This window comes from Methylibium sp. (assembly GCF_035762065.1).
Lineage (GTDB): Bacteria > Pseudomonadota > Gammaproteobacteria > Burkholderiales > Burkholderiaceae_C > Methylibium.
This window is the reverse complement of the sequence record NZ_DASTPW010000003.1, coordinates 1-13,153: the sequence shown is the minus strand read 5'-3', so window position 1 is coordinate 13,153 and position 13,153 is coordinate 1. Positions and strand designations below refer to the sequence as shown.

At 71.0% G+C, this 13,153-nt stretch carries 11 protein-coding genes; 5 read left to right on the top strand and 6 right to left on the bottom strand.

Annotated elements, in window-relative coordinates:
• Positions 1–48: 48 nt before the first annotated feature.
• On the bottom strand, positions 49–2,355 hold the full coding sequence (locus VFR90_RS01665; RefSeq protein ID WP_326404216.1) for a RelA/SpoT family protein: 2,307 nt from the start codon (positions 2,353–2,355) through the stop codon (positions 49–51).
• On the bottom strand, positions 2,352–3,242 hold the full coding sequence (locus VFR90_RS01660; RefSeq protein ID WP_326404215.1) for an alpha/beta fold hydrolase: 891 nt from the start codon (positions 3,240–3,242) through the stop codon (positions 2,352–2,354). Before VFR90_RS01660 ends, VFR90_RS01665 begins: the two co-directional genes overlap by 4 nt.
• Positions 3,243–3,291: 49 nt before the next feature.
• Between VFR90_RS01660 and VFR90_RS01655 the strand changes: the two genes are divergently transcribed.
• The gene (locus VFR90_RS01655; RefSeq protein WP_326404213.1) at positions 3,292–4,074 is read left to right on the top strand and encodes a 3-hydroxybutyrate dehydrogenase; all 783 of its coding nucleotides are present in this window, start codon (positions 3,292–3,294) and stop codon (positions 4,072–4,074) included.
• 6 nt (positions 4,075–4,080) lie between these two features.
• Here the strand turns inward: VFR90_RS01655 and VFR90_RS01650 are convergent, their stop codons facing one another.
• Positions 4,081–4,815 (bottom strand): SIMPL domain-containing protein, encoded by a 735-nt coding sequence (locus VFR90_RS01650; RefSeq protein WP_326404212.1) that lies wholly within the window; start codon positions 4,813–4,815, stop codon positions 4,081–4,083.
• Positions 4,816–4,986: 171 nt separating this feature from the next.
• Between VFR90_RS01650 and ompR the strand changes: the two genes are divergently transcribed.
• Both ompR and VFR90_RS01640 read left to right on the top strand, forming a co-directional pair.
• Positions 4,987–5,724, top strand: a complete 738-nt coding sequence (ompR, locus tag VFR90_RS01645; RefSeq protein ID WP_326404211.1) for an osmolarity response regulator transcription factor OmpR — start codon at positions 4,987–4,989, stop codon at positions 5,722–5,724.
• Positions 5,725–5,911: 187 nt separating this feature from the next.
• Positions 5,912–7,219 (top strand): sensor histidine kinase family protein, encoded by a 1,308-nt coding sequence (locus VFR90_RS01640; protein WP_414676476.1) that lies wholly within the window; start codon positions 5,912–5,914, stop codon positions 7,217–7,219.
• Between the two features lie 7 nt (positions 7,220–7,226).
• Here VFR90_RS01640 and ispF read toward each other — a convergent pair whose 3' ends face one another.
• Entirely contained in the window at positions 7,227–7,724 is a 498-nt protein-coding gene (gene ispF / locus VFR90_RS01635; RefSeq protein WP_326404209.1) for a 2-C-methyl-D-erythritol 2,4-cyclodiphosphate synthase, read from the bottom strand.
• Positions 7,721–8,446, bottom strand: a complete 726-nt coding sequence (gene ispD / locus VFR90_RS01630) for a 2-C-methyl-D-erythritol 4-phosphate cytidylyltransferase (RefSeq protein ID WP_326404208.1) — start codon at positions 8,444–8,446, stop codon at positions 7,721–7,723. The genes ispF and ispD overlap by 4 nt, the downstream gene beginning before the upstream one ends.
• Positions 8,447–8,527: 81 nt before the next feature.
• On the opposite strand from ispD, the gene mfd reads away from it, so the two are divergent.
• Positions 8,528–11,983, top strand: a complete 3,456-nt coding sequence (gene mfd, locus VFR90_RS01625) for a transcription-repair coupling factor (RefSeq protein WP_326404207.1) — start codon at positions 8,528–8,530, stop codon at positions 11,981–11,983.
• Between the two features lie 13 nt (positions 11,984–11,996).
• Positions 11,997–12,704, top strand: coding sequence for a phosphoserine phosphatase SerB (gene serB / locus VFR90_RS01620; RefSeq protein WP_326404206.1), 708 nt, complete (start codon positions 11,997–11,999; stop codon positions 12,702–12,704).
• 40 nt (positions 12,705–12,744) lie between these two features.
• Here serB and VFR90_RS01615 read toward each other — a convergent pair whose 3' ends face one another.
• Positions 12,745–12,987 carry a hypothetical protein gene (locus tag VFR90_RS01615; RefSeq protein ID WP_326404205.1) on the bottom strand — a complete coding sequence of 81 codons (243 nt, stop codon included), beginning with the start codon at positions 12,985–12,987 and terminating at the stop codon, positions 12,745–12,747.
• Positions 12,988–13,153 lie beyond the last annotated feature (166 nt).

Here is a 13,153-nt window from a genome sequence, read left to right as displayed (position 1 = left end):
GAAAAGAGGGCGGCAGTGTAGCAGCCGGAGGCGCGCGATCCACGCTCCTCAGCGCCGGCGCGCGCTGCGCACGCCGGCCACGCGTGCGGCCTGTGCAAGCACCGACGCGAGACGGCTCGTGTCGGCCACCTCGACGGTGAAGGTCATCGACGCGATGCCGCGCAGGCTGCGCGTGCGCATCGCGGTCACGTTGACCTGCGCCTTCGCGAACAGCTCGGTGATGTCGCGCAGCAGCCCCTGGCGGTCGTCGGCTTCGATCGCGAGGTCGATCGGGTAGAGCTGCGGCTTTGCTTCGCGCGCGGCCGACCACGCGACCGGGATGCGCCGCTCCGCATGCCGGCTCACCATCTCGCGGAAGTTGCTGCAGTCGGCGCGGTGCACCGCGACACCCTTGCCGCGGGTGACGTAGCCGCCGATCGCGTCGGGCGGCGCCGGCCGGCAGCAGCGCGCCAGCGCGGTCAGCAGCGAATCGATGCCGACGACCAGCACGCCGCCCTTCCCCTCCCGGCTCGCGGTGTCCGACTTGGTCAGCCGCTGCGCGATCGCTTCGTCGGCATCGGGCAACGGCTCGGCAGGGCGCAGCAGGTTCTCGATGTTGCGCAGCGAAAACTCGTCCTTGCCGACCACTTCGAACAGCGCGTCGGCCCCACGGAAGCCGAGCTGCGACGCGAGGTCGTCGAGCTTCACGGCCGTGCGGCCTTCGCGCTGCAGCAGCTTCTCGACCGCGTCGCGGCCGCGCGCGACGGTCTGCTGCTGCGCGAGCGCGTTGAACCAGGCGCGCACCTTGGCCCTGCTGCGCGCGCTGCCGAGGATCGCGAGCTCGGGGTTCAGCCAGTCGAGCGACGGCCCGCCTTCGCGCACCGTCGTGATCTCGACCGTCTGCCCGCTCGCGAGCACGGTGTTCAGCGGCACCAGCGCGCCGTCGACGCGCGCGCCGCGGCAGCGATGCCCGAGGCTGGTGTGCACCGCGTAGGCGAAGTCGACCGGCGTCGCGCCGGCGCTCAGCTCGACGATCTCCGCCTGCGGCGTGAAGACATAGACGCGCTCGCTCGCCACGTCGCGCAGGCGCGACGGCGCCGCTTCGTCGCCGCTGCCCTGGGCGAGTTCGTGCTCCCACGCGAGCAGCTGCTGCAGCACCGCCTTGCGGGCCTGCGCGACCAGCGCGTCGTCGCGCGCCGCGCCGGATGCACCGGCCTCCTTGTAGGCCCAGTGCGCCGCGACGCCACTTTCGGCGTGCTCGTGCATGGCCGCAGTGCGGATCTGCACTTCGAGCGGCCGCGGCCGCGCGCCGTCGGCGGCTTGCGCGTCGTCGAGCACCACGGTGTGCAGCGAGCGGTAGCCGTTGGCCTTGGGTCTGGCGATGTAGTCGTCGAACTCCTCCGGCAGCGCGCGCCACAGCCCGTGCACGCAGGCCAGCGCGGCATAGCAGTCCGGCACGTCAGTGACGATGACCCGCAGCGCCTGCAGATCGAGCACGCGCTCGAAGCCGAGCTGCTTGCCCTGCATCTTCTTCCAGATGCTGTAGAGGTGCTTCGGCCGTCCCTTGACGCCGGCCGCGATGCCGGCGTCGCGCAGCGCGCGCTCGAGCCGTTCGCGCGCGGCCTCGACGCCGGCTTCGCGCTCGACGCGCCGCTCGTCCAGCAACCGCGCGATGCGCGAGTAATCGTCCGGCCGCGTGAAGCGGAACGCGAGGTCTTCCAGCTCCCACTTGATCGGCCAGATGCCGAGCCGGTTGGCGAGCGGCGCGAACACCTGCAGCGACTCGTGCGCCAACGCCGGCGGGCACGGCCGCTTGCTGCGCGCATGCCAGCGCAGCGTCTCCAGGCGCGACGCGAGCAGCAGCAGCACCACGCGCAGGTCGCGCGAGAACGCCAGCAGCATCTTGCGCACGCGCTCGGTCTGCGCGGCGTGCCGGGCGGCGTCGGTGGCGCCATGTCCGTGTTCGAGCGCGGCGCGCGCGGTGCGCTGTGCCTGGACCAGCCGGCGCGTGTGCGCGACCAGGCTCGCGTAGTGCTCGCCCCAGCCCTTGGCGATCGCCTCCTCCGGCTTGGCCAGCACGTCGGCCGCGTGCACGAGGAAGGCCGCCGCGCGCATCGACGGCGCCGCGCCGATGGCCGCCAGGATCGCCGCGACGCCCTCGGCATGCGCGAGCACCGGCTCGCCGCTGGCCATGCGCTCGCCCTCGAGCAGCGGCGTCGCGAAGGCGCGGGCGCGCCCGAGCACCCCTTCGGGCTCCGGGTTCGCCGCAGCCTGGTGCTCGTCGACGCTGCCGAACAGCTCGACGATCGCCGGCGCCTCGGCCCCGCTTGCTTCGAGGGGCGCCGCTCGCTCGGACTGGCCCCAGGCGGTCTTCATGACGGTTTCAGGAACTCCCGGACGACGGCGATCTGGTCCGGCGCGACGAAGGTCGGCGCATGGCCGACGCCGGCGATCTCCACCAGCTTCGCCTTCGGCCCGCGCTGTGTCATCGCCTCGGCGGTCTCGCGGGTGAGCAGGTCGGACTCGGCGCCGCGCAGCACGAGCGTCGGACAGGTGAGCGAGTCGTAGCGCTGCCAGAGCAGTGCCTCGCCGATCCGGGCGGTGGCCGCATTCGCGGCCTTGAAGGGCAGCGCGATGCCCGGGTCGTAGCGCGAGATCCATTCGGCACCGTCGCGCTTGATCTGCGGCCTGCTGAGCGCGAGCCACTGCTTCGGCGTGTGCGGCCCGAAGCCTTGCGAGATGCTCCAGAAGTAGTCGGCCGCCTCCTGCTCGCTGGCGAAGCGCTTCGGTTGACCCAGGTAGTTGCCGATGCGCTGCACCGAATCGGCAGTGATCGCGGGGCCGACGTCGTTCAACACCAGCCGGCGCACCAGCGAATGGCCGCGACCGTCGCGCATCGACGCGAGCGCGAGCCCGACGATGCCGCCCATCGACGTGCCGACCCAGTCGACCTGGGGCGTTCGCGGGTCAAGGCCGAGCGCCGCGATCAGCGTGACGAGATCCGCCACGTAGGTGGGTACCTGGTAGCCGGTCGGGTCGGCGAGCCAGTCGGACCGGCCGCGGCCGACGACGTCGGGGCACACCACGCGGAAGTCGGCGGCGAGCGCTTGCGCGAGGCTGTCGAAGTCGCGGCCCTGGCGCGTCAGGCCGTGCACGCAGACGACGACGTTCGGGTTGTCGGCCGCGCCCCATTCGACGTAGGCCATGCGGTGCAGGCCCTGCGCGTCGGCACACAGGATGCTGGACTGGCGGGGTTCGTTCATCATGGCTCCAAGCGTCGATCGATCCTAACCAAGCGAAGGAGAACCCACCGTGTTGAAGAACAAGACCGCCCTCGTCACCGGCTCGACCAGCGGCATCGGGCTGGGCATCGCGCAAGTGCTCGCGCGCGAAGGCGCGAACCTGGTGCTCAACGGCTTCGGCGACAGCGAAGGGCCCATCGCTCAGGTTCGGGAAGCCGGCCGCGCACACGGCATCCGCGTCGGCCACCACGGCGCCGACATGAGCAAGCCGGCCGAGATCGAGGCGCTGATGGCCTATGCCGCGAGCGAATTCGGCGGCGTCGACGTGCTGGTCAACAACGCCGGCATCCAGCACGTCGCGAACGTCGAGGACTTTCCTGTCGCGAAGTGGGACGCGATCCTCGCGATCAACCTGAGCTCGGCCTTCCACACCACCCGGCTCGCGATGCCGGGGCTGCGCAAGAAGGGCTGGGGCCGCATCGTGAACATCGCCTCGGCGCACGGGCTCGTCGCCTCGGCAGGCAAGAGCGCCTACGTGGCCGCCAAGCACGGGCTGGTCGGCATGACGAAAGCCGTCGCGCTCGAAGCGGCAACAAGCGGCGTCACGGTGAACGCGATCTGCCCGGGTTGGGTGCTGACGCCGCTGGTGCAAAGGCAGATCGACGACCGCGCGGCGCGCGAAGGCACCGCGGTCGCACAGGCCGAACGCGAGCTGCTCGGCGAGAAGCAGCCGTCGCTGCGCTTCACGACGCCGCAGCAGCTGGGCGAACTGGCGGTGTTCCTCTGTTCGGAGGCCGGCGCGAACGTGACCGGCCAGGCCTGGGCGGTGGACGGCGGCTGGACGGCGCAGTGATGCGCCCTACTTCGTCAACGCGACGCTGCCGCTGACGGTCGCCGCGATCACGCCCTTGCCGGCCTCCACCGGCACCGGCGCATCGCTCGACATCGCGATGGCCGACTTCGCATAAGGCATCGGCACGCGCGGGCGGCCGCCCTGCTCGGCCGCCTGCACCGAGACCTCGCGCAACTGCCAACTCGCGAAGCCGAATTGCCTGGCATGGGCCTCGGCCTTCGCGCGGTACTTCTGGATCGCCTGCGCGCTCACTTCGGCCTCGTGCTTCTCGGCCAGCTCGCGCGAGATCGCGTACGCCACGCTGGTGACCGCCATGCCGACCGGCGCGGCGCCGAGCCGCCCGGCCGCAGCCGCCACGCGCTGCATGTCCTTGCCTTCGAGCACCAGTTCGGCCTGGCCCTGCCAGCCGCCGATGCGGCCCTCCTTCGCGTAGCGCGGATGCAGCGAGAAGCTGCCGCTGCGCACCTCCATCGCACCGGGCGCTGCTGTCTTCTTCGCTTCGGCGAGCGCCGCATCGAGCGCCTGCTTCAGCTGCGCCTGCACCGTCGCCGCGTCCTGGCCTTCCTTCACCGCCTGCAGGCTGATCGCAAGCTGGTCCATCGTCACCTCGACCTGGGCCGTCGTCGAGAACGAGACGAGGCTTTCGCGTGGCGCGGCGTCGGCCGCGTGGGCCGCCGGCAACGCGCTCGCGAGCGTGCCGAACAGGAGCGTGATCGTGCGGTGGCGCAGGCTGCGATGCATCGCGGAGCTCCGGGGGCGATTGACGGGCCGCGAATGTCGCACGGCCCTCGTGGATGGCCCTCATAGGCGGCCCGCGACCCCAGGCGCAAGATGTGTAACAGCGGGCAAGGCGGCCCGATTCGGCCGGGCACCGCTGAGCACAATGCCGTTGTTACAAATGCCGGAGATGCCATGAATGCCAGCTCGACCAACCAGCGGCCCGACCGCATCGTGGTCGTCGACGACGATGCGCGCATCCGCGATCTGCTGCGCCGTTACCTCACGCAGGAAGGCTTCGAGGTGCTGCTGGCCGAGGACTCGAAGGCGCTGAACCGCGTGATGACGCGCGACACCATCGACCTGATCGTGCTCGACCTGATGCTGCCGGGCGAAGACGGCCTGTCGATCTGCCGCCGGCTGCGCGCGAACAACGACACCACGCCGATCATCATGCTCACCGCGAAGGTCGAGGACGTGGACCGCATCGTCGGCCTCGAGGTCGGCGCCGACGACTATTTGCCCAAGCCCTTCAACCCGCGCGAACTGCTCGCGCGCATCCATGCGGTGCTGCGACGCCGCCCGACGCTGGAAGCGCCCGGCGCGCCCGCGAAGGAACCGCAGACCGTGAGCTTCGGGCCCTTCGAGTTCGACCTCGCGCTGCGTCGACTGCTGAAGAACGGCGAGCAGATCTCGCTGACCACCGGCGAGTTCTCGATGCTCAAGGCGCTGGTGCGTCACCCGCGCCAGCCACTCTCGCGCGACAAGCTCGCGCAGCTCGCGCGCGGCCGCGAATTCGAGCCCTTCGACCGCAGCCTCGACGTGCAGATCAGCCGGCTGCGCAAGATGATCGAACCCGACCCATCGCAGCCGCGCTACATCCAGACGGTCTGGGGCGTCGGCTACGTGTTCGTGCCGGATGGCGCAGCCTGAAGCCCAACGGCGCAGCCGCGAGCGCTACCCCGCCGCGGCCGAGCGCACCGACCCGCGCCCGCCCGCTGGCGCGCGCGCGCCGGCGCCGCACGCCGAGCGTCGCAGCAGCTCGCGCACGCCGCGCGCCTCGCTCTCGATTTCCTCGCGCGCCCGCCCCGGGCCGATGACCTGGCTCCCACGTCTGGCGATGAGCCTCTTCTGGCGCACCTTCTTTCTCCTCGCGCTGCTGCTCGGCGGCGGCATCTTCGCCTGGGTGCAGACCTTCCGCTGGCTCGAATTCGAGCCGCGCGCGGTGCAGTCGGCGCAGCAGATCGCGAGCCTGGTGAACCTGTCGCGCGCGGCGATGCGCTACGCCGACGCGATCAACCGCGTGATGCTGGTCAAGACGATGACCGACCAGGAGTCGGTGAAGGTCGTGCCGCGCGAGCCGCGCGACAAGTTCGAGCCCTTCGAGGTCGATCGCTTCAGCCGCGCGGTCGGCCAGGCGCTGCGTTCGCGGCTCGGGCCGGACACCATCGTCGCCAACAGCGTCAACGGCGTGCCGGGGCTGTGGGTCGGCTTCAACATCGAAAGCGATCTCTATTGGCTGCAGGCCGACCCGAAGCGGGTCGAGGCGGTCGCCGGCAGCACCTACTTCATCTGGATCGGCATCGGCCTGCTGGCCACGCTGGTCGGCTCGGCGCTGATTGCCGGGCTCATCAACCGGCCGCTGAAGCAGCTCTCGTTCGCGGCGAGCCGCATCCGGGACGGCGAATACGAGTCGCAGCTCGACGAGCAGACGATGACCAGCGAGATCCGCGAGGTCAACATGGGCTTCAACCGCATGGCGCGCGAACTCGCGAAGGTGGAGGAAGACCGCGCGGTGATGCTCGCCGGCATCAGCCACGACCTGCGCACGCCGCTGGCGCGCATGCGGCTCGAAACCGAGATGAGCGTCGTCGACGAGGAGGCCAAGCGCAACATGGCCGCCGACATCGACCAGCTCGACGCGATCATCGACAAGTTCATGGACTACGCGCGGCCCGGCGAGGTGAAGCTGGTGCCGGTGCACCTCTCCAGCCTGATCGACCGCGAGATCGCGGCCTTCCGCGACCCGAGCCAGATCCGCATCCAGAGCCGCGTCGCGATCGACACGCGCGTGATGGCCGACGACACCGAGCTCGGCCGCGTGATCGGCAACCTGTTCGAGAACGCGCGCCGCTACGGCCGCAGCATCGACACCGGCATCGCGAAGGTGGTGGTCAGCTACGCGCGCACCGGGCCCTGGGTGATCATCAGCGTGCGCGACCACGGCCAGGGCGTCGCGCCCGAAAAGCTCGCGCAGCTCACGACGCCCTTCTTCCGCGGCGATGCGGCGCGCACCTCGGCGCAGGGCGCGGGGCTCGGCCTCGCGATCGTCGAGAAGACGGTGGTGCGCATGGGCGGCAGCTTCGAGCTGGCGAACGCCGCCGACGGCGGGCTGGTGGCGCACATCCGCTTGAAGCGGGCGCCGTGAGGCGCGCCTAGCTGCCGGCGTCGGCCGGCACCAGCAGCACCACCGCCCTCGCCTCGATCGATTCGCCGCGCCCGACCGGCCCCATCTTCTCGGCCGTCTTCGCCTTCACGTTGACCTGCGACTCGGCGCAGCCGAGGCAGGCCGCGATGTTGCCCACCATCGCCGGGATGTGCGGCGCCATCTTCGGCGCCTGCGCGACGATGGTCGCGTCGAGGTTGCCGAGCTGCCAGCCGGCTGCGCGCACGCGCTGCATCGCCTCGGCGAGCAGCGCGCGGGAGTCGGCGCCGCGGAAGCGCTCGTCGGTGTCGGGGAAGTGGCGGCCGATGTCGCCGAGCGCGGCGGCGCCGAGGAGCGCATCGGTGATCGCGTGCAGCAGCGCGTCGGCGTCCGAATGGCCGAGGAGGCCGTGCGTGTGCGCGATCTCGACGCCGCCGAGGATCAGCTTGCGGCCGGTGACCAGCGCGTGCGTGTCCCAGCCTTCGCCGATGCGCAAGCTCGTGTTCATGCAGGGCTCCTGAGCAGCCGCTCGGCCAGCGCGAAGTCCTCGGGCCAAGTGAGCTTGAAGTTGTCGATACGGCCCGGCACGAGCTGCGGCGCGAGGCCGAGCGCTTCGACGGCGCTCGCTTCGTCGGTGGCCGACGCGCCGACCGCGTCGAGCGCACGGCGCAGCAGGCCCAGGCGGAACATCTGCGGCGTCTGCGCCTGCCAGGCGTCCCGGCGGTCGATGGTGGACACGACGCGCGGCGACGCGCCTTCGGCAGCGGCACGCTTGAGCGTGTCGGCCACCGGCAAGGCGAGCAGGCCGCCGACCGCGTCGTCGATGCACGCGTCGATCAGGCGATCGATGTCGTCGGCACGCACGAGGCAGCGCGCCGCGTCGTGCACGAGCACCCAGTCGCCGTCGTTCACGCCGCGCTTGGCGAGTTCGCTCAGGCCGTTGCGCACCGTCTGCGCGCGGCTCGCGCCGCCGCGCCGCGCGACCCAGGCGGCCCGCGCGTGCCGCTCGAACGCGTCGTCCTCCGGCGCCAGCACGACGAGCGTCGCCTCGATCCGCTTCACCCGCGACAGGGTCGCGAGCGTGTGCGCCACCACCGAGCGCCCCGCGATCGCGGCGTACTGCTTCGGACCGCCGGTCGCCGCGCGTTCACCGACGCCGGCACAGGGTACGAGCCCGTAGCAGCGCGCGGATGCCGATGAACCGTCGTCGTGAGCGTCATCGTGGGCCATCGGACGCGGATTCTAGAATTCGCGTCATGCATCGCCCCGCCCGGTTCGCGGCGGGGCGATCTGCTTTCTGCGCCCACGTTCATGCAGCTTCCCGCGCTCTCGACCGGCCATCGCTTCCAGCTTCCCCGCCCGCCGGGTTCGGCCGATGCGCTGCTGCTCGCACGCTTCGCGCAACGCGAGGCCGAGGCGGGCCGCGTCACCGCGATCGTGGTGGCCGATCCGGCCGACGCGCAGCGGTTGCCCGAAGAGCTCGCGTTCTTCGCGCCGGGCCTGCGCTGCGCGGTGTTCCCTGATTGGGAGACGCTGCCGTACGACAGCTTCTCGCCGCACCAGGACCTGATCTCGGAGCGGCTCGCGACGCTGTGGCGCATCCTCCAGGCACCGAAGAGCCGCGATCTCGACGTGGTGCTGCTGCCGGCGACGACGGCGCTGGTGCGGCTCGCGCCCACCTCCTTCCTCGCCGCTTACACCTTCCACTTCAAGCAGAAGCAGAAGCTCGACGAAGCCGCGCTGAAGGCCCAGCTGACGCTCGCCGGCTACACGCACGTGAGCCAGGTCGTCTCGCCCGGCGAATACGCGGTGCGCGGCGGGCTGATCGACCTGTTCCCGATGGGCTCGACGGTGCCCTACCGTGTCGACCTGTTCGACGACGAGGTCGACTCGATCCGCACCTTCGATCCCGACTCGCAGCGCAGCCTCTACCCGGTGCCCGAGGTGCGGCTGCTGCCGGGCCGCGAGTTCCCGATGGACGAGGCCGCGCGCAGCGCCTTCCGTGCGCGCTGGCGCGAAAGGATCGAGGGCGATCCGAGCCGCTCGCGCGTCTACAAGGACATCGGCGCCGGCCTCGCGTCGCCGGGCATCGAGTTCTACCTGCCGCTGTTCTTCGAGCAGACGGCCACCGTCTTCGACTACCTCGGCGCGGAAGCCCGGCTCGTGCTGCACGGCGAGGTCGATGCGGCGCTGCAGAAGTTCTGGACCGAAACGCGCGAGCGCCATCGCTTCCTGCAGCACGATCCGGAGCGGCCGATCCTCGCGCCGGCCGAAATCTACCTGCCACCCGAAGCCTTCTTCGCCAAGTGCAACGAGCATGCGCAGCTGGCGCTGCGCGGCAGCGAGCCGGCCGGATGGGCCCAGACGCTGCCCGAGCTCGCGGTCGAGCGCAACACACCCGATCCGCTGCGCAAGCTGGAGCAGCACCTCGGCGCGAACGCGCACCGCGTGCTGCTCGTCGCCGAAAGCGAAGGTCGGCGCGAGAGCCTGCTCGAGCTGCTGCGTGACCACCAGCTGGAGCCGCCGGCGGTGGAGTCGCTCGCCGCGTTCGAGACCAGCGGCCACCGCTACGCGATCGCCGTCGCACCGCTCGCGGCCGGCTTCTTCTGGACCGAAGCCGACCTGCAGTTCGTCACCGAGACCGAGCTGTTCGACGCCGCGCCCACCGTGCGCCGCCGCCGCAAGCAGGAGGCGACGAGCGACGTCGATGCGCTGATCAAGGACCTGTCCGAGCTGAAGCTCGGCGATCCGGTGGTGCATGCGAACCACGGCATCGGGCGCTACGTCGGCCTGATCCACATCGACCTCGGTGACGGCGACACCGAGTTCCTGCACCTCGAGTACGCGGACAAGGCGACGCTGTACGTCCCGGTCTCGCAGCTCCAGCTGATCAGCCGCTACACCGGCGTGAGCCCGGACGAAGCGCCGCTGCACCGGCTGGGCTCGGGCCAGTGGGAGAAGGCCAAGCGCAAGGCCGCCGAGCAGGTGCGCGACACCGCGGCCGAGCTGCTGAACCTCTATGCCCGCCGCGCTGCGCGCGAAGGCCACGCATTCCGCTTCCAGCCGCAGGACTACGAGGCCTTCGCGGCGAGCTTCGGCTTCGAGGAAACGCCGGACCAGCGCGCCGCGATCCATGCGGTGATCCAGGACCTGATCTCGCCGAAGCCGATGGACCGGCTCGTCTGCGGCGACGTCGGCTTCGGCAAGACCGAGGTGGCCTTGCGCGCGGCTTTCGTGGCCGTCACCGGCGGCAAGCAGGTGGCGCTGCTCGCGCCCACCACGCTGCTGGCCGAGCAGCATCACCAGAACCTCGCCGACCGCTTCGCGAAGTGGCCGGTCAAGGTCGCGGAGATGAGCCGCTTCCGCTCCGCCAAGGAGATCAAGGCCGCGCTCGCGGGGCTGGCCGACGGCACGATCGACATCGTCGTCGGCACGCACAAGCTGCTGAGCCAGGACACCAAGTTCAAGAACCTGGGGCTCTTGATCATCGACGAGGAACACCGCTTCGGCGTGCGCCACAAGGAGGCGATGAAGGCCCTGCGCGCGGAAGTGGACGTGCTCACGCTGACCGCGACGCCGATCCCCAGAACCCTGGGCATGGCCTTGGAAGGCCTGCGCGACCTGAGCGTGATCGCGACCGCGCCGCAACGCCGCCTGGCGATCAAGACCTTCGTGCGCAGCGAGAGCAAGGGCACGATCCGCGAGGCGGTGCTGCGCGAGCTGAAGCGCGGCGGGCAGGTGTACTTCCTGCACAACGAGGTCGAGACGATCGAGAACCGCCGCCGCGCGCTCGAAGAGCTGGTGCCGGAAGCGCGCATCGCGATCGCGCACGGCCAGATGCCCGAGCGCGAGCTGGAGCGCGTGATGCGCGAGTTCGTCGCGCAGAAGCACAACGTCCTTCTGTGCTCGACCATCATCGAGACCGGCATCGACGTGCCGACCGCCAACACCATCGTGATGAGCCGCGCAGACAAGTTCGGCCTCGCGCAGCTGCACCAGCTGCGCGGTCGGGTCGGCCGCTCGCACCACCAGGCCTATGCCTACCTGCTAGTGCCGGACGTCGAGGGCCTGAGCAAGCAGGCCGCGCAGCGGCTCGAGGCGATCCAGCAGATGGAGGAGCTCGGCAGCGGCTTCTACCTCGCGATGCACGACCTCGAGATCCGCGGCGCCGGCGAGGTCCTCGGCGAACACCAGAGCGGCAACATGATGGAAGTCGGCTTCCAGCTCTACAACGAGATGCTCGCGACCGCGGTGCGCGAGCTCAAGGCCGGGCGCAGCGCCGACGTGGCCGACCTGCTCAACCCGACCGCCGCGGGCATCGAAGTCAACCTCCACGCGCCGGCGCTGCTACCGGACGCCTACTGCGGCGACGTGCACGTTCGCCTGTCGCTCTACAAGCGCCTCGCCACCGCCGACAAGCCCGAGCGCATCGACGCGATGCTCGAGGAGATCGTCGACCGCTTCGGCAAGCTGCCTGCGCAGGCGCAGACCCTGTTCGACCTGCACCGGCTGCGCGTGCAGGCCCGGGCCTACGGCGTCGCCAAGATCGACGCCGGGCCGCAGGCCATCGCGATCGGCTTCCGGCCGAACGCGCCGATCGACGCGCTGCGCATCATCGAGCTGGTGCAGAAGAACCGCCACATCAAGCTCGCGGGCAACGACAAGCTGCGCATCGAGAAGGCGCTGAGCGATCCGAAGGACCGGGCGCAGGCGGTGCGCGAGGTGCTGAAGCTGCTCGGCGCGCCGAAGGCCGTCGAAGCGGCCTAGACGGAAAGCCACCATGACCCTCCCACCGCCGCCCGGCCTGGTGATCCGCGGCTTCACGCCGCCGCTCGCGCTTGCCGACTTCAGGCTCGTCGCCTTCGACATGGACTCGACGTTGATCGACATCGAGTGCGTCGACGAGATCGCCGATGCCGCGGGCCGCAAGGCCGAGGTCGCGGCGATCACCGAGGCGGCCATGCGCGGAGAGATCGCCGACTACAAGGCCAGCCTGCGCGCGCGGGTCGCGCTGCTGGAAGGCGTGCCGGTCGCGGCGCTGCACGAGGTCTACGAACGCCGCCTGCACCTCAACCCGGGGGCCGAGACGCTGGTGCGCGCCTGCCAAGCCGCCGGCCTGAAGACGCTGCTCGTCTCCGGCGGCTTCAGCTTCTTCACCGATCGCTTGCGCGAGCGCCTGGGCCTCGACTACACCCGCAGCAACGTTCTCGGCATCGAAGGCGAGGTGCTGAACGGCCGGCTCGTCGATCAGCCCTGGGGCGACATCTGCGACGGCGCCGAGAAGCGCCGCATGCTGCTTGCGACCTGCGAGCAACTCGGCATCGCGCCGGGCCAGGCGATCGCGGTCGGCGACGGCGCGAACGACCTGCCGATGATGGGCGCGGCCGGCCTCAGCGTGGCCTACCACGCGAAGCCGGCGGTGCGCGAGCAGGCGATGGTCAGCATCGAGGCCGGCGGGCTCGATCGCCTGCTCGACGTCCTGCGCTGATCCGCGCGGGGCGCCGCGCCGAAGCCGCAGGCGCCGTGGCTCAGGAGGGCGGCTCGTTTTTCGGTGGCAGCGACGTGCCCGGAGCCTGCGGCTCCGCGAGCACGAGCAGCCGCGCCGGCCGCGTCGCGCCGCCGGTGCCGGCCGCGCCGAGCGCGTCCAGCAGCGCCTGGAAGAAGCCGCGCACTTCGGACGAAGCGACCACGTCGGCCGCGGCGAGCTCGCCGGCAGGCCGAAGCGCGCGCGCGCGTCCTCCATGCGGGGGCCGGTAGCGTGCCGCGCTCATGAGCCCTTGACGACCTTGGCCGCCTTGCCTTCGAGGAACGCGCGCAGCCGCGCCTGTGCCTCGGGCGTGTTCGACGCGACCGCGGCCATCAGGCTTTCGGTGAACAGCCCTTCGGAGGGCGACTGCTCGACGATGCGCGGCAGGGCCTGCATCACCGCGAACGCCG

Excerpts from the sequence above, each read along its gene's own strand:
- serB (WP_326404206.1), top strand. The coding sequence starts at position 11,997 with ATGACCCTCCCACCGCCGCCCGGCCTGGTGATCCGCGGCTTCACGCCG.
- VFR90_RS01640 (WP_414676476.1), top strand. The coding sequence starts at position 5,912 with ATGAGCCTCTTCTGGCGCACCTTCTTTCTCCTCGCGCTGCTGCTCGGC.
- ispD (WP_326404208.1), bottom strand. The coding sequence starts at position 8,446 with ATGGCCCACGATGACGCTCACGACGACGGTTCATCGGCATCCGCGCGC.
- VFR90_RS01660 (WP_326404215.1), bottom strand. The coding sequence starts at position 3,242 with ATGAACGAACCCCGCCAGTCCAGCATCCTGTGTGCCGACGCGCAGGGC.
- mfd (WP_326404207.1), top strand. The coding sequence starts at position 8,528 with ATGCAGCTTCCCGCGCTCTCGACCGGCCATCGCTTCCAGCTTCCCCGC.
- VFR90_RS01665 (WP_326404216.1), bottom strand. The coding sequence starts at position 2,355 with ATGAAGACCGCCTGGGGCCAGTCCGAGCGAGCGGCGCCCCTCGAAGCA.
- ispF (WP_326404209.1), bottom strand. The coding sequence starts at position 7,724 with ATGAACACGAGCTTGCGCATCGGCGAAGGCTGGGACACGCACGCGCTG.
- VFR90_RS01650 (WP_326404212.1), bottom strand. The coding sequence starts at position 4,815 with ATGCATCGCAGCCTGCGCCACCGCACGATCACGCTCCTGTTCGGCACG.
- ompR (WP_326404211.1), top strand. The coding sequence starts at position 4,987 with ATGAATGCCAGCTCGACCAACCAGCGGCCCGACCGCATCGTGGTCGTC.
- VFR90_RS01615 (WP_326404205.1), bottom strand. The coding sequence starts at position 12,987 with ATGAGCGCGGCACGCTACCGGCCCCCGCATGGAGGACGCGCGCGCGCG.